The 23,031-nt window shown below is 51.4% G+C and carries 15 protein-coding genes, 2 tRNA genes and 3 rRNA genes; 11 read left to right on the top strand and 9 right to left on the bottom strand.

Features of this window, described 5'->3' with window-relative positions:
- From C7W93_RS24365 to rrf, 5 genes are all read left to right on the top strand, one after another.
- Nucleotides 1-844: ribosomal RNA gene (locus C7W93_RS24365) — 16S ribosomal RNA — on the top strand; the annotation flags it as partial.
- 131 nt (nt 845-975) lie between these two features.
- A tRNA-Ser gene (locus C7W93_RS24360) sits at nt 976-1,053 on the top strand.
- 9 nt (nt 1,054-1,062) lie between these two features.
- A tRNA-Ala gene (locus C7W93_RS24355) sits at nt 1,063-1,139 on the top strand.
- 356 nt (nt 1,140-1,495) lie between these two features.
- A 23S ribosomal RNA gene (locus C7W93_RS24350) occupies nt 1,496-4,371 on the top strand.
- A 177-nt stretch (nt 4,372-4,548) separates the two neighbouring features.
- Nucleotides 4,549-4,661: ribosomal RNA gene (gene rrf, locus C7W93_RS24345) — 5S ribosomal RNA — on the top strand.
- 152 nt (nt 4,662-4,813) lie between these two features.
- Here rrf and C7W93_RS24340 read toward each other — a convergent pair.
- The 5 genes from C7W93_RS24340 to C7W93_RS24320 form a co-directional block, all read right to left on the bottom strand.
- Nucleotides 4,814-6,391, bottom strand: a complete 1,578-nt coding sequence (locus tag C7W93_RS24340) for an IS66 family transposase (protein ID WP_108438190.1) — start codon at nt 6,389-6,391, stop codon at nt 4,814-4,816.
- Between the two features lie 29 nt (nt 6,392-6,420).
- Nucleotides 6,421-6,768: an IS66 family insertion sequence element accessory protein TnpB gene (tnpB, locus tag C7W93_RS24335; protein ID WP_108438191.1), complete on the bottom strand. Its 348-nt coding sequence runs from the start codon at nt 6,766-6,768 to the stop codon at nt 6,421-6,423.
- Complete coding sequence (locus C7W93_RS24330) at nt 6,765-7,160, bottom strand: transposase (RefSeq protein ID WP_161539841.1); 396 nt, start codon at nt 7,158-7,160, stop codon at nt 6,765-6,767. The genes tnpB and C7W93_RS24330 overlap by 4 nt, the downstream gene beginning before the upstream one ends.
- A gap of 268 nt (nt 7,161-7,428) precedes the next feature.
- Nucleotides 7,429-7,995, bottom strand: a complete 567-nt coding sequence (locus tag C7W93_RS24325; RefSeq protein ID WP_108442911.1) for an acyloxyacyl hydrolase — start codon at nt 7,993-7,995, stop codon at nt 7,429-7,431.
- A 410-nt stretch (nt 7,996-8,405) separates the two neighbouring features.
- Nucleotides 8,406-9,605: a M20 aminoacylase family protein gene (locus C7W93_RS24320; RefSeq protein ID WP_108442910.1), complete on the bottom strand. Its 1,200-nt coding sequence runs from the start codon at nt 9,603-9,605 to the stop codon at nt 8,406-8,408.
- 352 nt (nt 9,606-9,957) lie between these two features.
- Between C7W93_RS24320 and C7W93_RS24315 the strand changes: the two genes are divergently transcribed.
- The 3 genes from C7W93_RS24315 to C7W93_RS24305 all read left to right on the top strand — a co-directional run bounded on the left by C7W93_RS24315 (nt 9,958) and on the right by C7W93_RS24305 (nt 15,208).
- Complete coding sequence (locus C7W93_RS24315; RefSeq protein WP_108442909.1) at nt 9,958-12,042, top strand: molybdopterin-dependent oxidoreductase; 2,085 nt, start codon at nt 9,958-9,960, stop codon at nt 12,040-12,042.
- 83 nt (nt 12,043-12,125) lie between these two features.
- Entirely contained in the window at nt 12,126-13,202 is a 1,077-nt protein-coding gene (locus C7W93_RS24310) for an aminopeptidase (RefSeq protein WP_370446529.1), read from the top strand.
- A gap of 314 nt (nt 13,203-13,516) precedes the next feature.
- A complete protein-coding gene (locus C7W93_RS24305) occupies nt 13,517-15,208 on the top strand; it encodes a long-chain fatty acid--CoA ligase (protein ID WP_108442908.1) in 1,692 nt (563 codons plus the stop codon).
- A gap of 178 nt (nt 15,209-15,386) precedes the next feature.
- Here the strand turns inward: C7W93_RS24305 and dgoD are convergent, their stop codons facing one another.
- Genes dgoD through C7W93_RS24290 form a run of 3 tightly spaced genes read right to left on the bottom strand, consistent with a single transcriptional unit; the run spans nt 15,387 to nt 18,271 of the window.
- Nucleotides 15,387-16,535: a galactonate dehydratase gene (dgoD, locus tag C7W93_RS24300; RefSeq protein ID WP_108442907.1), complete on the bottom strand. Its 1,149-nt coding sequence runs from the start codon at nt 16,533-16,535 to the stop codon at nt 15,387-15,389.
- 30 nt (nt 16,536-16,565) lie between these two features.
- Nucleotides 16,566-17,186, bottom strand: a complete 621-nt coding sequence (locus C7W93_RS24295) for a 2-dehydro-3-deoxy-6-phosphogalactonate aldolase (RefSeq protein ID WP_108442906.1) — start codon at nt 17,184-17,186, stop codon at nt 16,566-16,568.
- A 44-nt stretch (nt 17,187-17,230) separates the two neighbouring features.
- Entirely contained in the window at nt 17,231-18,271 is a 1,041-nt protein-coding gene (locus C7W93_RS24290) for a 2-dehydro-3-deoxygalactonokinase (RefSeq protein ID WP_108442905.1), read from the bottom strand.
- Between the two features lie 298 nt (nt 18,272-18,569).
- Here C7W93_RS24290 and C7W93_RS24285 point away from each other — a divergent pair, with 298 nt between their 5' ends.
- Complete coding sequence (locus C7W93_RS24285) at nt 18,570-19,382, top strand: IclR family transcriptional regulator (protein ID WP_201747354.1); 813 nt, start codon at nt 18,570-18,572, stop codon at nt 19,380-19,382.
- A gap of 104 nt (nt 19,383-19,486) precedes the next feature.
- Here C7W93_RS24285 and C7W93_RS24280 read toward each other — a convergent pair whose 3' ends face one another.
- Entirely contained in the window at nt 19,487-19,903 is a 417-nt protein-coding gene (locus C7W93_RS24280) for an acyl-CoA thioesterase (RefSeq protein ID WP_108442904.1), read from the bottom strand.
- Nucleotides 19,904-19,977: 74 nt separating this feature from the next.
- Here C7W93_RS24280 and C7W93_RS24275 point away from each other — a divergent pair, with 74 nt between their 5' ends.
- Nucleotides 19,978-21,858, top strand: coding sequence for an ABC transporter ATP-binding protein/permease (locus C7W93_RS24275; RefSeq protein WP_108442903.1), 1,881 nt, complete (start codon nt 19,978-19,980; stop codon nt 21,856-21,858).
- A gap of 137 nt (nt 21,859-21,995) precedes the next feature.
- Nucleotides 21,996-22,973 (top strand): LysR family transcriptional regulator, encoded by a 978-nt coding sequence (locus tag C7W93_RS24270; protein WP_108442934.1) that lies wholly within the window; start codon nt 21,996-21,998, stop codon nt 22,971-22,973.
- Nucleotides 22,974-23,031: the final 58 nt, after the last annotated feature.

The raw sequence follows: 23,031 nt of genomic DNA, 5'->3' as shown, positions 1-23,031 counted from the left end.
GTGAAATGCGTAGAGATGTGGAGGAATACCGATGGCGAAGGCAGCCCCCTGGGATAACACTGACGCTCATGCACGAAAGCGTGGGAGCAAACAGGATTAGATACCCTGGTAGTCCACGCCCTAAACGATGTCTACTAGTTGTCGGGTCTTAATTGACTTGGTAACGCAGCTAACGCGTGAAGTAGACCGCCTGGGGAGTACGGTCGCAAGATTAAAACTCAAAGGAATTGACGGGGACCCGCACAAGCGGTGGATGATGTGGATTAATTCGATGCAACGCGAAAAACCTTACCTACTTTGACATGTACGGAACGCCTGAGAGATTAGGTGGTGCTCGAAAGAGAACCGTAACACAGGTGCTGCATGGCTGTCGTCAGCTCGTGTCGTGAGATGTTGGGTTAAGTCCCGCAACGAGCGCAACCCTTGTCATTAGTTGCTACGAAAGGGCACTCTAATGAGACTGCCGGTGACAAACCGGAGGAAGGTGGGGATGACGTCAAGTCCTCATGGCCCTTATGGGTAGGGCTTCACACGTCATACAATGGTACATACAGAGGGCCGCCAACCCGCGAGGGGAGCTAATCCCAGAAAGTGTATCGTAGTCCGGATTGTAGTCTGCAACTCGACTACATGAAGTTGGAATCGCTAGTAATCGCGGATCAGCATGTCGCGGTGAATACGTTCCCGGGTCTTGTACACACCGCCCGTCACACCATGGGAGCGGGTTTCACCAGAAGTAGGTAGCCTAACCGTAAGGAGGGCGCTTACCACGGTGGGATTCGTGACTGGGGTGAAGTCGTAACAAGGTAGCCGTATCGGAAGGTGCGGCTGGATCACCTCCTTTCTAGAGTTTGTACGGACATTAAGCGTCCACACTTATCGGTGTGTTAGTTAAAAGAAGAACAGTTATAGGTAGAGCGCGGTGCGCGTGCGATAGAGGGTTTATCGTTGACTACTGAAGTACTGATCCAAAGCGGGTCTGTAGCTCAGTTGGTTAGAGCACCGTGTTTGATAACGCGGGGGTCGTTGGTTCGAGCCCAACCAGACCCACCACAAGTTTATGGGGGCTTAGCTCAGCTTGGGAGAGCACCTGCTTTGCAAGCAGGGGGTCATCGGTTCGATCCCGTTAGCCTCCACCATATTGTTTGATTCCCAGAGCGGGGTTGAGCGTGGTGAAATATCAAACCTAAGTCAGGTATTACGCAGGGTTAAGACAGCGTGATGCGGCGCGATTTAGGTTTGATCTTTTTAAGATCATTGGCTGTTTGTTCTTTAACAATTTAGAAGAAGTAAAGATTCGTCCGCAGTGCGACAGCATTGTGGATGGGTATGATTGTATCAAATCAAAAAGTATTAAAAGAGTTCTCAAAAGAGCATACGAGAGTATGCAACTGCGAAAACACTTTGGATACGGCAAACGCTAAAGTAATACTCATAAGTAATATCCTATAACCGGTTTTTAGACGTGAAACGCGTCTAGAGGCTAACGTTATAGGGACAAGTGAATAAGTGCACATGGTGGATGCCTTGGCGATTACAGGCGATGAAGGACGTAGTAGCTTGCGATAAGCTGCGGGGAGCGAGCAAACACGCTTTGATCCGCAGATTTCCGAATGGGGAAACCCACCCTTTTAGGGTATTGCATACTGAATACATAGGTATGCAAGGCGAACGTGGCGAACTGAAACATCTAAGTAGCTACAGGAAAAGAAATCAACCGAGATTCCCAAAGTAGTGGCGAGCGAAATGGGAACAGCCTGCACGATTTAGCATCAGCGATAATGGAACACTCTGGAAATAGTGGCCATAGAGGGTGATAGCCCCTTACATGAAATCGGTGGTGTGGAACTAAGTGTGCGACAAGTAGGGCGGGACACGTGTAATCCTGTCTGAACATGGGGGGACCATCCTCCAAGGCTAAATACTCGTAATCGACCGATAGTGAACCAGTACCGTGAGGGAAAGGCGAAAAGAACCCCGGAAGGGGAGTGAAATAGATCCTGAAACCGTGTGCATACAAACAGTAGGAGCGGACTTGTTCCGTGACTGCGTACCTTTTGTATAATGGGTCAGCGACTTACATTCAGTGGCAAGCTTAACCGTATAGGGAAGGCGTAGAGAAATCGAGTCCGAATAGGGCGTTCAGTCGCTGGGTGTAGACCCGAAACCAAGTGATCTACTCATGGCCAGGATGAAGGTGCGGTAACACGCACTGGAGGTCCGAACCCACTAATGTTGAAAAATTAGGGGATGAGCTGTGGGTAGGGGTGAAAGGCTAAACAAACTTGGAAATAGCTGGTTCTCTCCGAAAACTATTTAGGTAGTGCCTCAAGTATCACCATCGGGGGTAGAGCACTGTTATGGCTAGGGGGTCATTGCGACTTACCAACCCATTGCAAACTCCGAATACCGATGAGTGCGAGCTTGGGAGACAGACGCCGGGTGCTAACGTCCGACGTCAAGAGGGAAACAACCCAGACCGCCAGCTAAGGTCCCAAAGATTGGCTAAGTGGCAAACGAAGTGGGAAGGCTAAAACAGTCAGGAGGTTGGCTTAGAAGCAGCCATCCTTTAAAGAAAGCGTAATAGCTCACTGATCGAGTCGTCCTGCGCGGAAGATGTAACGGGGCTAAGCCAGTCACCGAAGCTGCGGATATCAATTTATTGATATGGTAGGAGAGCGTTCTGTAAGCCTGCGAAGGTGTCTTGTAAAGGATGCTGGAGGTATCAGAAGTGCGAATGCTGACATGAGTAGCGATAATGGGGGTGAAAAGCCTCCACGCCGTAAGCCCAAGGTTTCCTGTTCAACGTTCATCGGAGCAGGGTGAGTCGGCCCCTAAGGCGAGGCAGAGATGCGTAGCTGATGGGAAGCAGGTTAATATTCCTGCACCGTCGTGTGATGCGATGGGGGGACGGATCGCGGAAGGTTGTCCGACTGTTGGAATAGTCGGTTTTTGGCTCAGAGAAGGCTGTTAGGCAAATCCGGCAGCGTAATTCAAGGGGTTGAGACGAGTGAATTTATTCACGAAGCAATCGGAAGTGGTTCCAAGAAAAGCCTCTAAGCTTCAGTCACACGAGACCGTACCGCAAACCGACACAGGTGGGCGAGATGAGTATTCTAAGGCGCTTGAGAGAACTCGGGAGAAGGAACTCGGCAAATTTGTACCGTAACTTCGGGATAAGGTACGCCCCGGTAGCTTGACTGGCTTGCGCCAGAAGGGTGAAAGGGCTGCAATAAAAAGGTGGCTGCGACTGTTTAATAAAAACACAGCACTATGCAAACACGAAAGTGGACGTATATGGTGTGACTCCTGCCCGGTGCTGGAAGATTAAATGATGGGGTGCAAGCTCTTGATTGAAGTCCCAGTAAACGGCGGCCGTAACTATAACGGTCCTAAGGTAGCGAAATTCCTTGTCGGGTAAGTTCCGACCTGCACGAATGGAGTAACGATGGCCACACTGTCTCCTCCCGAGACTCAGCGAAGTTGAAATGTTTGTGATGATGCAATCTACCCGCGGCTAGACGGAAAGACCCCATGAACCTTTACTGTAGCTTTGCATTGAATTTTGAACCAATCTGTGTAGGATAGGTGGGAGGCTTTGAAGCGTGAACGCTAGTTTGCGTGGAGCCAACCTTGAAATACCACCCTGGTTTGTTTGAGATTCTAACCTTGGTCCGTTATCCGGATCGGGGACAGTGCATGGTAGGCAGTTTGACTGGGGCGGTCTCCTCCCAAAGTGTAACGGAGGAGTTCGAAGGTACGCTAGGTACGGTCGGACATCGTGCTGGTAGTGCAATGGCATAAGCGTGCTTAACTGCGAGACTGACAAGTCGAGCAGGTACGAAAGTAGGACATAGTGATCCGGTGGTTCTGTATGGAAGGGCCATCGCTCAACGGATAAAAGGTACTCTGGGGATAACAGGCTGATTCCTCCCAAGAGTTCATATCGACGGGGGAGTTTGGCACCTCGATGTCGGCTCATCACATCCTGGGGCTGTAGCCGGTCCCAAGGGTATGGCTGTTCGCCATTTAAAGTGGTACGTGAGCTGGGTTTAAAACGTCGTGAGACAGTTTGGTCCCTATCTGCCGTGGGCGTTGGAAATTTGAAGGGGGCTGCTCCTAGTACGAGAGGACCGGAGTGGACGAACCTCTGGTGTACCGGTTGTCACGCCAGTGGCATTGCCGGGTAGCTAAGTTCGGAAGAGATAACCGCTGAAAGCATCTAAGCGGGAAACTTGCCTTGAGATGATATTTCCCGGGAACTAGATTCCCCTAAAGGGTCGTTCGAGACCAGGACGTTGATAGGCTGGGTGTGGAAGCGTAGTAATACGTTAAGCTAACCAGTACTAATTGCCCGTGCGGCTTGTCCCTATAACCTTAGCAGGTTATATATAAGCTAATGAGATATGTGTTTGCCTGAAAAGTGCAATCATACCCAGTGTTGGGGTAACGAAACCCTCGTTACCCCAACACATGAAACAAAACTTTACTTCTTCTAGATTGCGTTGTGTGTTGCCCGATTGGGAACATATGACACTACAGTTTATGCCTGATGACCATAGCGAGTTGGTACCACCCCTTCCCATCCCGAACAGGACCGTGAAACGACTTTGCGCCGATGATAGTGCTGCAACCAGTGTGAAAGTAGGTCATCGTCAGGCTTTTATTAGAAAACCCTCCCAGAGAAATCTGGGAGGGTTTTTGCTTTGGGCAATCGAAATCGAATCGAAATCGGATCGATAGTCCCGGTACCACCATTCTTCATATGTAAGCGTCGTTCAAAGGCCGTATTGACAGCCCCGCATTTCAGCGGCTATTGCTTTGGCGCAGATATGATCGCCAGCCTAGATGCCAGATTCCAAGGCAGGAAGTCATCAATTTGATTGACGGGATGATCGGCAATATGCGTCAGGACGTAGCGCAACCATGCTGCCGGATCGACGCCATTGAGTTTAGCCGTCCCAATGAGCGAGTAGATAGCGGCGGCACGTTCGCCGCCATTGTCGGAGCCTGCAAACAGATAATTACGTCGTCCAATGGCGATACCGCGCAATGCGCGTTCGGCGGCCGAATTATCGATCTCGATGCTGCCATCGTCGCAATAGCGGGTTAATGCTGGCCATAAATTGAGGGCGTACAGGATCGCCGCAGTAGTATCGGATTTGCGCGACAGCGTCAACAAACTTGCCCGCAGCCAGCTTTCCAACGCATCAATGAGCGGGCGCGACTGCGCCTGGCGCACTGCCTGTCTTACCTGTGGCGGTTTGCCACGTATGCTTGCTTCGATCTCATACAATGCGCCGATGCGGCGCAAGGCTTCAGTGGTGATTGGCGAGGCCCGTGCTGCATGCAAGTCGAAGAATTTGCGTCGCGCGTGCGCCCAGCACGCAGCCTCCTGTACACGACCGGTTGCATAAATCGCGTTGAATCCGGCATACGCATCGGCCTGCAGAACGCCGGCGAATTTCGCCAGATGGGTCTGAGGATGGATACCTTTGCGGTCCGGCGTGTAAGCGAACCAGACTGCCGGGGCATCGGTTGATCCCGATGGCCGGTCGTCGCGGACATACGTCCACAGTCTGGCTGTTTTGGTCTTGCCATTGCCGGGTGCCAGTACCGGGATCGGGGTGTCGTCGGCATGTAATTTGGTCGTTGCCATCACATGACGGCGTACCGCATCGACCAGCGGTCGCAGCAGGCTGCTGGCAGCACCGACCCAGTCTGCCAATAATCCCCGATCCAGTTCCACACCTTCCCGGGCATAGATGACCGATTGCCGGTAGAGCGGAAGATGATCAGCGAACTTGCTCACCAGAATATGGGCGAGTAATCCGGGCCCCGCCAGACCGCGTGCAATCGGACGGCTGGGTGCCGGCGCCTGGACGATGCAGTCGCAGCAGGTGCAAGCGAGTTTGGGACGCACATGCCGGATGACCCGAAAGCTGGCCGGGACGAATTCAAGTTGCTCGGCAACGTCACTGCCGAGATGACGCAAATCGCCACCGCAATCGGGGCAGGCGGCATGCTCTGGCGTATAGATCTTCTCGTCCCGGGGCAAATGGGGCGGTAGCGGTTTGCGTGGTATCTTCGGACGCACTGGCTTCGTTGCCGGGGCAGCGCTGGCAACGTCACTTTCTTCTGTCTGCAAATCTTCTAACCGTAATTCGAGTTGTTCAATTTGCCGGTCCAGCTTCTCGGATTTGCGGCCGAACTGCAGCCGTTTGAGTTTGGCGATGAAGAGCTTGAGGTGTTCGATTTCGATGCGATGTGAGGACAGTGCGTCCTGTAGCTGCGCCACCGTTTCCCCGTGCAACGCAATGACCGCATCACGATCGGTAATCATCGCTTTTAAAGCGCTGATATCGTCGGGAAGGTGGGGCGGCGTTGACATGCCCGTAGTTTACCGAATGACGTCGATGTTTACAAGCCTGACAGGGGCCGTTGCGTGCGCTCGGGACGTCGCCAATCGATCCCTTCCAGCAACATTGACAGTTGCGCTTGCGACAGACAAACCGCGCCTTCGCTTGCCTGCGGCCAGATGAAGCGGCCGCGTTCCAGCCGTTTGGCCAGCAGACACAGCCCGTCGCCGGTCCACCACAAGATCTTCAAAATATCGCCACGTCGGCCACGAAACACGAAGACGTGACCGCTAAACGGGTCATCGGCCAATGCCGTTTGCACCTTGGCTGCCAACCCATTAAAACCGCAACGCATATCGGTCACGCCTGCTGCGATCCAGATCCGCGTTCCTGCTGGCAAACCGATCATGCCAGCAACCGGGCCAGCACCATGGAAAGCATAGACGGATCCACCACGCCCTCGACTCGAAGTCGCGCCTTACCTATTTCCAGGACCATCACGCCGGTCGGTGTAACGGCCGTGGTGAAGACTGGCTTGGCAGGGGATGGTTGCCGAGGGTCGCCAAGAACTACTGGCAGCAATTTGACGGACTTGCCTGAGGCAATCTCATAGGCTCCTGCACGAAACAATTTACGCCAGGTAAATACCTGGTTCGCATTCACATCGTGGGCCCGCGCCACCCGCGACACCGAGGCCCCAGCCATCAAGGATTGTTCGACCACCATGCGTTTGAAATCAATCGAATGTTGCCGATAACCACTGCGCTTAGAGGGAGTAACCGACTCAATATTTGTGTCCATAATTTGAAGTTGTGGGCACAATCGATTTGTACCCTCCAACGCAATCATGCGGACATTTGAGGATTAGGTATAGACGGTTTTGAGCGCACGCTTACCTTCATATAATCCGCCGTCACACATCAGCCAATCAGCATCCAACAAAATATCAAGCTACAAAATGACTATCCCAAACGTCAACATGGGGTGCTACAAGATAATCTCGTAGCACCCCACGTCAATATGTATTCCAAAGAAGGTCTATTTCCCAACTAAGGTAGGAATCTAGTCTTTAGAAACGATAAGCCGCACGTATAACGGCAAAATTCGCGCCACTATTCGGCTCTTTAATGCTGCCGTTGGAGAAGTGCTGCAATTTCAGTCCAAGATCCAGACCATTGCTGAAGACATAGCCTGCGCCTAAATGATCGCCGAACTCAAATGCTGTCGAGAAACGACGGCTATTGTTATCGTATAAATGGGACATCAGATGGACGCCGATCCCAGCTTCAGCGTAAGCGCCTTTTTTATCGTCGCGTTGAAAGCGAAATACTGGCGTGAAACCAATATCAGTCAAATTCTTCTGCTGGCCGGGAATATTCTGATATTGATTCTGTCTGAACTCCGCCAAGCTCAAGTCCCAATAGCCGCCGATATGCGTGCCATTTGATTGCCACCATTTGCTGTTCCAATCCCATTGGGTAGCAAGGCGGACAAATTGGCTTTTATTACCGGTTCCCACTTCTAATGACGCAGAGTCCGGTGTGTAATTAATAGCATGGGCCGCCTGTGTGCCAATTATGCCGACTAATAAGCATCCGGTAGCCAGGATTTTAAAACCCATATTTTTTTTAAGCATAAAGACTTTCGACATAAGAAAATAAAAGAATCGGAGTGTAAATCAATGATGAAGAACACACATCTGACTCGGAGACCTGTGCTTCAAAATAATAGTCATAAATAGTAGTTCAAAATTCCTATTCTTGCCAAATAAGCGTGATTCAGTCGCGTAAAGAACACAGATACAAACTAGGATTTAGTTGACGACTTAGGATGATTTTCAAAGATTTATGGATTGCTAAATGGCAAAGCCGTAGACGTTATCCAACATGCCAGTAAAAGCAAGATATCTAACCACCATTGCCTTGAGTATGAAGACACGATCAAAGCTTAGGGTTCACGGCTGAACGCTCATCCCTAGCCATTGCCCACATCGCCGATATCACCGATATCATACGGCTCCCACCAATCGCGTATCGAATATCACGATCACGCAGCAGCCGGTTTTAAATACGATTCCGTCAGGTTTACCCAATAACTACCGCCGATAGGTAGTAATTCGTCATTAAAATCATAGCTCGCATTATGTAAGTTGCAAGGACCAAGTCCATGACCGCCATCGCGATGATCGCCTGATCCATTTCCTAAAAATACGTAGCAGCCCGGTTTATGCTGCAACATAAACGAAAAATCTTCCGCACCCATAGTCGGCTCCACCGTGGCATCGACATTCTCAACGCCCGACATTGCCTGCATGACCGACACTGCAAACGCAGTTTCTTTTGGATGATTGATTAGCGGCGGGTAATTGCGATGAAAACGAAAATCCACTTCGGCGCCGAAAGCCGCCACGGTGTGCTGAGCAATATCCCGCATGCGTTGCTCAATGATATCGAGTACGTCTACCGAGAAAGTACGCACCGTTCCAATGAGTGTTGCCTCATCAGGAATGACATTGGTCGCGCTGCCAGAGTGAATTTGTGTGATCGATAAGACCGCAGAATCATTTGGATTGATATTGCGTGCGACGATGGTTTGCCAGCTTTGGGCGATTTGCACCGCGACCATCACCGGATCAATGCTTTTATGCGGTTGGGCGGCGTGCGAGCCTTTGCCCTTCACAATCACTTCAAACTCATTACTAGACGCCATCATTGGCCCCGGCGTGACGCCAAATTTACCGGCGGGCATGCCGGGCCAGTTATGCATGCCAAATACCGCTTCCATCGGGCATTGCTCAAACAGACCATCATCAATCATCCGTTGCGCGCCTGCGCCGCCTTCTTCTGCCGGTTGAAAAATCAAATAGACCGTGCCGTCAAAGTCGCCATGAAGAGATAAATGACGCGCCGCGCCTAATAACATCGCGGTATGACCGTCATGGCCGCATGCATGCATTTTGCCTGCGTGTTGTGACGCATGTGCGAAGGTATTTAATTCTTGTACCGGCAATGCATCCATGTCGGCGCGCAGCCCAATGGCGCGATCGCTGCTGCCTTTTTTGATGATCCCAACAACGCCGGTGATACCCAGTCCGCGTATAACCGGGATATTCCATTCGGTCAATTTACTGGCGACGACGTCAGCGGTACGTTGTTCTTTATAGCAAAGCTCTGGATGCGCGTGCAAGTCGCGGCGAATTGCCTGGATTTCAGTATGGAACTGGATAATCGGGTCGATCAATTTCATCATTTTCTCCTGAATTACTGCTTGCCATCGCGCAAGGAAGCGATTTTTTGCGGCACTTGTAAACTGTGTATATTACCTTTACTCGGACGCTCAGTGTTCTATCCGGCAATTACACGCGGCGAATCGTATTAATCGATTTGTCTGAGCGAAGCAGTGGCGCTTAGCTTTGATGCGCCGGTTACATCGGACTGCGCTATTGCTCTATGGCATGCAGGAAGCTGCGGCCCTCGAATGCTGTTTTCTTAGCTTGCCGAAGCCGCGCTGTTTTTTGAAATCTCCTATGAAGACGCGCAGGATTTGTTAAAGTAATGCACTTACCTGCCTCAGCGTTATTTGAACCATCAGGACTACCATGACCACATCCATTATCCGTGCGGCCTGTCCGCACGATTGCCCCGATACTTGCGCGCTATTGGTTACCGTCAAAGACGGCGTCGCCACAGAAGTGCGCGGCGATCCCGATCATCCGAGTACCGCAGGCGTTCTCTGCACCAAAGTGTCGCGGTACACCGAGCGCACGTATCACAAAGATCGCTTGCTCTATCCCCAGAAACGCGTCGGTGGCAAGGGCGATGGGAAATTCGTGCGGATTAGCTGGGATGAAGCGCTGGATACGATAGCCGCCGAGTTGGGAACGATCGCCGCTCAGGATCCGCAGGCAATACTGCCTTACAGCTATGCGGGCACGATGGGGTTGGTGCAAGGCGAGTCGATGGCGATGCGCTTCTTCAATCGGATTGGGGCTTCGTTGCTGGACCGCACCATTTGCGCGTCGGCGGGCGGTGCCGGGTATAAATATACGGTCGGCACAAGGATGGGAACCGACCTTGAGCAATTTCAGAATGCCAAACTTATCCTGATCTGGGGCGGCAATCCTATCGCCTCCAATCTGCATTTATGGATGCGCGTGCAGGAAGCCAAACGCCATGGTGCAAAGCTGATTGCGATTGATCCTTACCGCTCGCTCACAGCTGAAAAATGTCATCAGCATATTGCCCTGCTGCCGGGAACGGATGCCGCATTGGCGCTTGGCATGATGCACGTGTTGATTGCCGAGAACTTGTTAGACCATGACTATATTGCGCAACACACTTTCGGTTTTGAGCAGTTGAAAGAACGTGCGCTGGAATGGCCGCCAGAACGTGTCGCCGAAGTATGCGGAATCGATGCGCAGCAAGTCATCCAACTAGCGCGCGATTATGGCGAAGCGGCGCTGGCTGGCAATGGTGCCGCGATTCGTATTAATTATGGTTTGCAACGGGTTCGCGGCGGCGGCATGGCAGTGCGCAATATCGCCTGCCTTCCAGCATTGGTAGGCGCCTGGCGGAACGCCGCCGGCGGTGTGCAATTATCGGTCTCGGATAGCTTCCCGAAGAATCTGCAAGCGTTACAACGCCCCGATCTGCTGCTTCGACACGGCGTGCCATCGCGGACGATTAATATGAGTACGATAGGCGATGATTTGCTGCGTGAAACTTCCGCTGATTTCGGCTCTAAAATTGCGGCGGTAATTGTGTATAACGCCAATCCCGTAGCCGTCGCGCCAGAATCGCGCAGCGTCGCGCAAGGCTTCGCCCGAGAAGATTTATTTACCGTCGTGCTGGAACATTTTCAGACCGATACCGCCGATTACGCCGATATTCTGTTACCGGCCACAACTCAGCTTGAACATCTCGACGCTCACTCCGCGTATGGCCATTTATATATGCTGGCGAACAATCCGGCGATTACGCCATTAGGGGAATCAAAGCCAAATACCGAGATATTCCGATTGCTGGCGGCACGCATGGGCTTTGATGAAGACTGTTTTAAAGAGAGCGATGATGCGATTGCTGCACAAGCTTTTGATCGACGTAATGAACGTGCGATAAATTTCGATTGGGCATCCTTAAAATTGAAGGGCTGGCAAAAATTGAACGTGCCCGATGCGCCGTTCGCCAACGGTGGTTTTGCCACGCCATCGGGTAAATGCGAGTTCTTCAGCGCGCTTATGCAAGCCGATGGTCTGGACCCATTGCCGACCTATATTCCTCCGTATGAATCGGTTGCCAGCAATCCAACTTTGGCGGCCAAATATCCGTTAGCGATGATCTCGCCGCCAGCGCGCAATTTTCTGAATTCCAGTTTTGTAAATGTGCAAAGTCTGCGTGATACCGAGGGCGAGCCGCATCTCGATATGCATCCCACCGATGCCGCGCATCGCGGTATTTTGACTGGCGGCAGCGTGCGTATTTTTAATGATCGCGGCACCTTTAACGCCAAGGTCAGAATCACCGAAAAAGCCAGGCCAGGCTTAGTTGTCGGCCTGTCTATCTGGTGGAAAAAGTTTGCCACCGACGGTAAAAATGTGAATGAGCTGACTAGCCAGCGCTTGACGGATATGGGACGAGCACCGACGTTTTATGACGTCCTGGTTGAGGTAGAAGCCTTGCCGTAAGGCCTCACGAAAATATTCGCAACGCAGGCATTTTCCCCTCACTATTTTGGCCATTGTGACGACGTTTTAGAAGGACGCGAAGAGTGCTTGCGACGAAAAAAATACGTGCCTCAGTGAGCGTTTGCGCGGCTGCATTATGTCTGTCGCAGCTTAGCGGTTGCGCCCAATTTAGCTATTACGCGCAAGCGGTCCACGGCCAGTTTTCGTTACTCGCACAAGCGCGTCCGATTGCTAGTTGGCTGGATGATCCGTCAGCCAGCGATAAGTTGAAATCTCAGCTGCGCACGGTCAAGCAAATTCGTCAGTTTGCTATCGACGAATTGACTTTGCCAGACAATGGAAGTTATCGCAATTATGCACAATTACAACGCAAATTCGTGTTGTGGAATGTGGTTGCGGCACCGGCGTTATCATTGACGCCAAAACAGTGGTGCTTCCCGGTTGCTGGCTGTGTTTCTTACCGTGGATATTACGATCAGCAAAGCGCGCAAAAATACGGCGCCCAACTTCGTAGCGAAGGCTATGACGTACAAGTTTTAGGGATTCCGGCCTACTCGACACTGGGTTGGTTTAATGATCCGGTCATGTCGACTTTTATCAATTATCCCGATGCTGAACTGGCGCGATTAATTTTTCATGAGCTGGCGCATCAGGTGCTGTACGTTAAGGACGACACCGATTTCAACGAATCCTTCGCGACTTCTGTGGAAGAGGCCGGGGCCGAACGTTGGCTGGCCGCTAATGGTGATGAACACAGATATCAGGCATATCGCGATTTTGAAGCCCGTAAAACGGCATTTTTGGCTTTGCTGCTGAAGTATCGGCAGCAGTTACAGGACACCTATACCAGCCATATTAGTGATGCTGACAAGCTGCAAAACAAGGCGCGCATCTTTGCAGCGCTTCAGGATGAATACAAACTGTTGAAAATAAAGTGGGACGGCTATGCTGGATATGACCGTTGGTTTGCCGAACCGTTATCGAACGCGCATCTGGCATTGGTGGCGACTTATTACGACCTGGTTCCCGGCTTTCGTGCACTGCTGGCGCAGCAACATAGTTTCGCGCAATTTTACGTTGCCGTTGCCAAGTTAGCGAAATTACCGAAAGATGAGCGGCGTCGTCAATTGATGGCTTTGGCCGCGTTGCCGGCACGATAAATTGAACATTTAACCGAAGCGTCAACGCCAAAATGAGTAGGACCGATGGGGATGAATATGTATCAACTATTGATGAAAAAGCCACATTTTACTTAACTTGTCAGTGCCGAGGAGTTATTCGAATATCGTCAAAATGCTTGCAACCTGGCCCCATGCCCGCTAGCATCGCGATAGAATAAAACAATCGTGCTTTTTTATTGCAACATGATCCCCTTCAATGGGCCTGCTCGACTTAGGGAGTCGATTCTGCCGCACCGCAGCAGGTAGTCCCTTTACAAGAATGCATTAATAACAACTAGAGGCAAAGACAAAACATGGATAAATTTTGGCTTAAATCGTATCCCGAAGGCGTTCCCGCCGAAATTGATTATTCCCCGTATCGTTCTTTAGTGCATCTGCTAGAGGAATCATTTCAGAAATATGCAACGCGTAACGCCTACGTTTGTATGGGTAAATATCTGACCTATGCTGAGATTGACCAGTTGTCAAAGAAAGTGGGAGCATGGCTGCAAACCAAAGGTTTGAAAAAAGGTGCGCGGGTAGCCATCATGATGCCCAACGTACTGCAATATCCTGTCGTTATTGCTGCCGTTCTGCGTGCCGGTTATACCGTTGTGAACGTCAATCCTTTGTACACGCCGCGTGAGCTGGAACATCAGTTAAACGACTCTGGCGCAGAAGCGATTTTCATCCTCGAAAATTTCGCTACGACCTTGCAGCAAGTGATTGCACGGACCAAGATTAAACATACCGTAGTTGCCAGCATGGGTGACTTAATGGGGGCCAAAGGGCTGATCGTTAATCTGGTTGTACGGCATGTCAAAAAAATGGTGCCCGCATATGCGTTGCCCGGTTCTGTTTCATTTAAACGCGTATTGTCGGATGCTTCGGCGCTCTCTTTGAAGCCGGTTGACATGACGCAAACCGACGTTGCTTTTTTGCAGTACACCGGCGGGACTACCGGCGTATCGAAAGGGGCGACGTTATCGCATCGGAACGTGATTGCGAATGTCTTGCAAGCGGAGGCCTGGTTGTCGCCCGGTTTAGACAAAGGTCCAAAGATCGAGCAATTGGTTTTTGTCTGTGCGTTACCGCTGTATCACATCTTCGCGTTGACGGCCTGCTGCATGTTTGGCATGCGCACTGGCGCGCTTAATTTGCTTATCCCAAATCCGCGTGATATCGCAGGGCTGATCAAAGAATTGTCCAAGTATCAAATTAATACTTTCCCAGCAGTGAATACGCTATACAACGCGCTGGTGAATCATCCTGATTTTGCCAAGTTGGATTTCTCCGGTTATCGGGTCTGCGTTGGGGGCGGGATGGCGGTTCAAAAGGCCGTTGCTGATAAATGGATGAAGGTTACGGGTTGTCCGATTATTGAAGGTTACGGGCTGTCTGAGACGTCGCCAATTGCTTGCGCTAATCCGCCCACTATCGCGGAATATAACGGCACGATTGGGTTGCCGTTGCCGTCGACTGATGTGGCGATTCTGGATGATGCTGGTAATCCGGTGGCGGTGGGGCAGGCGGGTGAAATTGCTATTCGTGGGCCGCAGGTGATGGTTGGGTATTGGAATCGTCCGGATGAAACGGCGCTGGTTATGACGCCGGATGGCTTCTTTAAATCTGGTGATATCGGGGTGATGGATGAGCGTGGTTACACTAAAATTGTTGATCGTAAAAAAGACATGATTTTGGTCTCTGGCTTTAATGTTTATCCGAATGAAGTTGAGGGTGTGTTGATGGAGCATCCGGGGGTGTTGGAGTGTGCTTGTATTGGGGTGCCGGATGAGCATGCTGGCGAAGTTGTTAAGATTTTCGTCGTGCGTAAGGATCCGGCGTTGACGGCGGATCAATTGATGACTTTTTGTCGAGAGCAATTGACCGGGTATAAGCGGCCTAAATATATTGAGTTTCGGACTGAACTACCTAAAACTAATGTTGGGAAAATTTTGCGACGTGAGTTGCGGGATGAGAAGGTTGTGCAGAAGCAGGTTGCTTGATTTTGACGGGGTAGGTCAACTTCAACAACTACTGCAACTGCAAAAATAACCGCCGCTGCCGCTTAATCGAAAATATCTATATTAGTTATTTTCTTTTTCATGAAAAATCCCCGATTAGGCTATGAACCTATCGGGGATTTTTTTATGGCGAACCTTTTTCGCTCGTGGCGCTAATTCCTTACCATTCTGCGAAACTGCCATCTTTGTGGCGCCAGATTGGATTGCGCCACCGGTGTCCTAGCGCTGCCCGTTCTTTTACGTATTCTTCGTTGATTTCTATCCCAAGTCCAGGGCCTTGCGGGATGGTGACGTAACCTTCGTTGTAGGCAAATACGGTGGGATCGACGACGTAATCTAGCAGGTCATTGCTTTTGTTGTAATGGATGCCCAGGCTTTGTTCTTGAATGAAAGCATTGTACGAAACTGCATCGACTTGCAGGCAGGCTGCTAGCGCGATTGGACCGAGCGGGCAGTGCAGAGCGACGGCTACGTCGTAGGCTTCGGCCATGGTGGCGATTTTGCGGGTTTCGGTGATGCCGCCTGCGTGTGATACGTCTGGCTGGATGATGTCGACGTAGCCTTCGCTTAGCACGCGTTTGTAATCCCAGCGTGAATACAAGCGTTCGCCTAGTGCGATTGGTGTGCTGGTCAGATGCGCTAATTCTTTTAGGGCTTCGTAGTTCTCACTCAGGACCGGTTCTTCAATGAACATCAGCTTATATTGCTCTAGTTCTTTGATCAGAATTTTTGCCATTGGTTTATGGACGCGGCCGTGGAAGTCTACGCCGATGCCGATATTTGGACCGACTGCTGCACGTACGGCAGCGACATTGGCCAGCATCGCCTCTACTTTGTCATATGAATCAACGAACTGTAATTCTTCAGTGCCGTTCATTTTGACGGCGCTGAATCCGCGTGCGACGGCATCTTTGGCTGCTGCTGCAGTGTCGGCCGGCCTGTCGCCGCCGATCCAGGAATAGACCTTGATGCTATCGCGTACGGGGCCGCCCAATAGCTGGCTGACCGAGACGCCTAGCGCTTTACCTTTGATATCCCATAGCGCCTGATCAATGCCAGCCAGTGCGCTCATGTGGATTGCGCCGCCGCGATAAAACCCGCCGCGATACAGTACGGTCCAGTGATCTTCGATGTTGCGTGGATCTTTACCGATCAGATAATCCGCTAGCTCTTCCACTGCTGCCGCCACGCTGTGCGCACGACCTTCTACTACCGGTTCGCCCCAACCTACAACGCCTTCGTCAGTTTCAATTTTTAAAAAGCACCACCGCGGCGGCACAATGTAGGTCGTTAATTTTGTGATTTTCATTTAGTCATCTCCTTATTTTTTTATGCTCGACTAGGCTAGTGCGCGCCAGGCGGCGACGAATTGCTGCGCATTTTTGCTGACTTCTTCGGCAGACATGCCGGGCTTATAGAGGGCTGATCCCAGGCCGAATCCAGAAGCCCCGGCGGCCATAAATGTTGCCATGTTTTCTGGTGTAATACCGCCGACCGGAACCAGCGCGATATTCGTGGGAATCACGGCACGCCAGGCTTTGACGACGTTGGGGCCAAGCTGCTCGGCAGGAAACATTTTGAGAACGTCTGCGCCCGCAGCCAGCGCTGCAAACGCTTCGGTGACGGTGGCGACGCCGGGCGCGCATGCCATTCCAGCACGTTTGGCAGCGCCGATGACGGCAGCATCGCTATGCGGCATGACGATGATTTCACCGCCCGCATTTTTTACTTCTGCCACCATCGCAGTTGTTAACACAGTTCCCGCGCCCACTACGCAATCAGCGGCTAGCGTGGTGCGTAATATACGGATACTTTCAAACGGTTCGGGTGAATTTAAAGGGACTTCAATGACACGAAACCCAGCGGCGTAAAGCGCCATGCCGATAGCGGCAACTTCGCTGGGAAGTACTCCGCGCAAAATCGCAATCATGCCGCATTGTTGCATCGCATTTTTTAGCATTTGAACTTTCTTGGAGGGCTGATATTAATATTTTTGTACGTCGGTTATTTGCCGGATGAAGGCGTTGCTGCAATCAATTCAGCCTGTACTGCCAGCATCCATAAACCGCGTTCCGTCGCTTGACTGGCGACTTCTGCATGACTGATTTCATAGACTTCCAGCGCCTTCATATAACGCGCGCACAATGCCGTGTCGCCGATCAAAATAATTTGACGCGGCGGATGCGCTTGTTCTTCCAGTGAGGCGCGTAAAACGGCGATTTCATGACCAATGAGTAAGCCCGATAAATATTCACGTTGACCTGCGCCGTCCAGCGCGCCGGTCAATCCGAGTGTGCGCGAACTAAAAATAGTGGAGAGCACACCAGCGCGACCAGCGACCGTTTGTGCGACTTCCAATCCACGCAAAAATGCTGCATTGGCAGCATCGTCGGCACCAAATTCAAAGGCCGTCTCCGGCTGCATAGTGCGGCCTAAAATGGTGTGCGCACAGAGCGCGGCGTAGACTTCGCCGGTCATGAACGTATCGAAATGCTGGATCATCGGTTCGCTACTGTGTTGATGCACGCGTATCCATTTGGAATGTGTACCCGGCAAACCGATCAGCACGTCATCGACTAGTTTTTTATGTTTTTCAGCAGAGATCGCTAATGCGCCGATGACCTGCGTTTCTTCACCGCGCATAACGTTAGGCAAGTCGGTGTGCTGTATCAGGCCCGGTACGATATGGACGGTTAATCCATCGTTTGTTTGTACCGCTTGCAATGTTTTGCCGATCTGATCGATGGCGATTGGCGTCGTTAAGTATGGCGCTTCGCGCCATCCCTGCATGCTGCCGATCATGCCGCAGGCGATGATCGGTGTTTCTGGTGCTGCCGCGATCCAGTCGCCGCAAGCTTGTCTGAAAGCCAGTTCGAAGCCAGCCTTGTCACCGAAAGCAAGCTCTTCCTCAGCCGTGACTGCGGGTAAATGCATGATCCCCCAGGGAAAACTGCGTTGTTCCAGCACCTCGCCACGATATCCGAGGCGATATGCGCGTAACGATGAAGTGCCCCAGTCCAGCGCGATTAATTGAGTGTGCTGCATGAGATTGCCTTCATCGTGGTCGTTGGTGGCGAGATTTTGGTGTGACTATTTATTGCGGGCTTGCTGTTCGCCGTTGCTTCAGTGCATTTAGCAGATGCCGACGGCTGATAAAAATGTAGCATTGCGCACCAATCATCGCACTCTAGACCTTCGCATTTGGATTGTCAATATATGATACGTAGTACCAATATATGGGATTTTTACAGATTTTGTGTAAAATACTGGTTATTGCCTATCTTTTCCGGGCAAGCCCGATGCACGATACTTTTTATTGATTGAATAAAACGAAAGTCCCGAAATGATGAAGCCACTGGCGGCAGATGATGGAACCCAAAATGGGTCGTCCCCCACGGGCACGCAAACGTTAATGCGCGGATTGGCAGTGGTCCATGCGGTTGCTGCCGGTGCGCGTGATTTGATGCAAATTGCCGCCGCAGTCGGGACCACCCGCAGCACCACGCACCGGCTGGCCAGTTGTCTGGTGCAAGAGCGTTATTTGCGGTTCAGCTTAAACACCGGTTACGCGTTAGGTCCAAAATTGATCGAACTGGGCTTTCAAGCGCGGGAAGAAGTCTCGCTTTCGGTCGTGGCCCGGCCTTTTCTGGAATCGCTGGCAGAGCAAACGAATGACACGATTCATCTTGCCGTTCGTGACGCCGATGACGTTATTTATCTGGATAAAATTCCAGGCAAAAAAGGTTTGGAAATGCGTTCCCGCGTCGGCCACAGAATGCCGATTGCGACGACCGGTGTCGGCAAAGCGTTAATGCTGGAACTGACGGAGGACCGCTGGAAAGATTTGTATGAGAAGCGCACGTTTGCGCACAGCGCCGACAGCGCAAAATTACTCAAAAAGGGGAGTTGGACGGAGTTTCTGGAACACATGCAGCAATATGCGAAAGGCGGCTTTTCTTTCGATCTGGAAGACAACGAACCATCGATCCGTTGTGTCGCTGCACCGATACGCGACGCCAGCCACGCTATTGTCGCCGCCATCAGCGTGTCTAGCACCTTGCCGTACATGCCCTATAAACGCATGCAGGCATTAATTCCTATTGTGAAGCAGGCAGCCGCCGCTATCTCGACCGAGTTGGGCGCAGCCGCCACTTGATACAGGTAAAAGCAGCGCTTTGCCGAAAATCTCGCTGAAATTTACTTAACTTTCAAACAAAATTCTAACTAAATTCATATTGAATTACGCCTTTTGACCGCCATTTAACGCATTGGTGGAATTTGTCGTGGCTTACGGCTTGAATCGGTTGCAACGTAGGTCAGCGTGGCTTCGGTCACTTTAACGGTCTCCGCCTGCAAGCGATTGCGTTCGGCGTAGACTTCTACATTAACGGTAATCGAAGTATTGCCGACTTTGACAATCTCGGCGTAAATCGACAGTAAATCACCGACGAAGACGGGATTTTTAAAGATAAACGAATTTACCGCGATGGTGGCAACCCGGCCATTAGCACGGCGAGTCGCAGGTAACGAGCCGGCAATATCGACTTGCGCCATAATCCAGCCGCCAAATACGTCGCCATATACATTGGCGTCGCTTGGCATTGGCATTACCCGCAATTGCGGCATTTTCCCGTTCGGTAGTGCATTCGGATTGATGGTGTTATTTTGTTCAGTCATTTTGAAATTCCTTAAGCCCTACAACTACAATAATTGGTCGCCCTGTAGCATAAACCATTCATAAGATTCTATCCATGCGTCGCTATTCCACTTCTGCAGATTCTGCTAACCCAGCATCTCAGCCCTCGCCCCCATCGGCCGCAAAAAAACGCAGCGATTGGGTCACTTTAAAGACATTGCTGCCGTATTTATGGACGTATAAATGGCGGGTCTCGTTGGCGCTGTTATTTTTGGTAGGCGCAAAAATGGCCAACGTCGGCGTACCGCTGGTCCTCAAACGCCTGGTCGATAGCATGACCATCACCGCGGCGCATCCGCAAGCGATGTTGGTGTTGCCGTTAGGTATCCTGGCGGCGTATGGCGCACTACGATTAAGCACGACTTTGTTCACTGAATTGCGCGAATTTGTCTTTGCGCGGGTGACGCAGCGGGCCGTCAGAACGATTGCTTTGCAGGTGTTTCGGCATCTGCATGCGTTGTCGTTACGTTTTCATCTGAATCGACAAACCGGTGGAATGACGCGGGATATCGAACGCGGAACGCGCGGGATTTCGTCGCTAGTGTCTTACGCCTTATTTAGCATTTTGCCAACGCTGGTTGAGATTTCTTTGGTACTGAGTTATCTGGCGATTCATTACGATATCTGGTTCACGGTCATCACCTCAGTGGCGTTGATTACCTATATTACTTTTACTGTAGTTGTGACGGAATGGCGAACGCATTTTCGCCGTACGATGAATGCGCTGGACTCCAAAGCGAATACCAAAGCGATCGATTCCCTGATCAACTATGAAACCGTTAAATATTTTGGCAATGAAGCGTACGAAGCCAAGCGTTACGACGACGGTTTGATGGATTATGAAACGGCGGCGGTCAAATCGCAGACCTCGTTGTCGTTGCTCAATACCGGTCAGTCATTGATTATCGCCATCGCTGTAACGTTGATTTTGTGGCGCGCAACGCAGGGTGTGATCGACGGTAAGATGACATTGGGCGATTTGGTACTGGTGAATTCATTCATGATCCAGTTATATATTCCGTTGAATTTTCTGGGTGTGATTTATCGCGAAATCAAGCAAAGTCTGGCCGATATGGAACGGCTGTTTTCGCTATTGGACGAGAACCGCGAAATTGCCGACGGGCCCGATGCCACGCCATTGTTCACCACCGGCGCACAAGTACATTTCTCGCACGTTGATTTTAGTTACGAAAGCAACCGGCAGATTCTGTTCGATGTCGACTTTACGATTGCGGCGGGTACGACTACGGCTGTGGTCGGCCATAGCGGTTCGGGCAAGTCGACGCTATCGCGTTTGCTGTTTCGTTTTTATGATATCGATCACGGAAAAATCACGATTGATGGGCAAGATTTGCGCGACGTGACGCAAACTTCGTTGCGGCAAGCAATCGGTATCGTGCCGCAAGATACCGTGCTGTTTAATGACAGTATCGAATACAACATTGCCTATGGCATGCCGGGCGCGAGCAAAGAGCAGGTTATCGCGGTGGCGAAAGCGGCGCATATTCATGACTTTATTGTGTCGCTGCCCGATGGTTATGCATCGATGGTGGGTGAGCGAGGTTTAAAACTTTCCGGTGGCGAAAAGCAGCGCGTAGCGATTGCCCGCACACTGCTGAAAAATCCGGCGTTGCTAATTTTTGACGAGGCGACGTCTGCGCTCGATTCAAAATCCGAGCAAGCGATCCAGACCCAGCTAAAAGAAATTGCCAAGAACCGGACTACGCTGGTAATTGCGCACCGCCTGTCGACCATCGCCGACGCGCAGCAGATTCTGGTGCTGGATCACGGCCGCATCATCGAACGCGGCACGCACGGACAATTGCTGGCTGCCGCCGGTGCATATTCACAAATGTGGGAACGCCAGCAAGCGCATCCGGAAGAAGCCGCCGCATCGCCGCAGTCGGTGCCATCGATGCCGTTCGCCGAGGCTTGAGAAAGTTGACGGATTTGCGCTAGCATCAGGATTAGTTGGCCGAGTGGGCGTTAAAACCCCTCGGCCATTTTTGCGTCAGCCAATTTTTTTATGCGCCTATTAACCCTTCCGACGGTGACTCGCGTTACGATAGCGCTATGGAAAGTAAATGGTTAGAAGACTTTATTTCGTTGGCCGAAACGCATAGTTTCAGCCGTTCGGCAGAATTGCGTCACGTCACGCAGCCTGCGTTTTCGCGCAGAATTCAATCGCTTGAGGCGTGGCTGGGGGCGGATTTGATCGATCGCACTTCGTACCCGACCCGCTTAACGCCATCGGGCGAAGTGTTTTATGAGCAGGCGATGGAAATGCTCGGGCAGATTAATAATGCCCGTGCGCTGATGCGTGGTAAGCGTCCGACCGGATTAAGTACCGTCGATTTCGCCGTGCCGCATACGTTGTCATTGACGTATATGCCGCGCTGGATAAGGCTGCTTGAAGCCGACTTCGGCCCCCTTAGCACGCGGTTAATTGCACTTAATGTCCATGATGCGGTGATGACGATGGTAGATGGCGGTTGCGATCTGCTCTTGTGTTATCACCATCCGCGCCAGCCGGTGCAACTCGATTCCGGTCGGTATGACATGCTGACTTTGGGTAGCGAAGTGTTGCGTGCGTACGCGCATTGCAATAAGTCTGGTGTGCCCGATTATCTCTTCCCCGGCACTAGCACCACCCCTTTACCATTTTTATCTTATACAAGTAACGCCTATCTCGGTCGGATGGTGGAATTGATTCTGACTGATTCGAAAAGGCCGTTGCATCTGGAAAAACGCTATGAAACCGATATGGCGGAAGGCTTGAAAATGATGGCCCTAGAAGGCCACGGCGTCGCGTTTTTACCCGAGTCTGCCGTCACGCGTGAAGTCAAGCTAAAGCAATTGGCACGCGTCGACGATGGCGCGCACGAGTGGGAGGCGGTCATGGAAATTCGCCTTTATCGCGAACGCCCCACAGCGCAGCGGCCCGGTAAGCCGGTGGTTTCGCGGTTATGGGCTTACTTGTTGCAGCAGCAAGAAGGACAGGTCAAAGTACGTAGCGGTGGCACCAGAAAGAAACCAAAAATAGCCTTGTGAGGCCGCGCTAGCTGGCGCGATTTGGTTGCACAGAATCAGGCAAAAATACAGCCCCATG

The organism is Glaciimonas sp. PCH181 (genome assembly GCF_003056055.1).
Classification (GTDB): domain Bacteria; phylum Pseudomonadota; class Gammaproteobacteria; order Burkholderiales; family Burkholderiaceae_D; genus Glaciimonas.
Note: the sequence above shows the minus strand (reverse complement) of the source record. Positions and strands in the feature narration are given on the sequence as shown.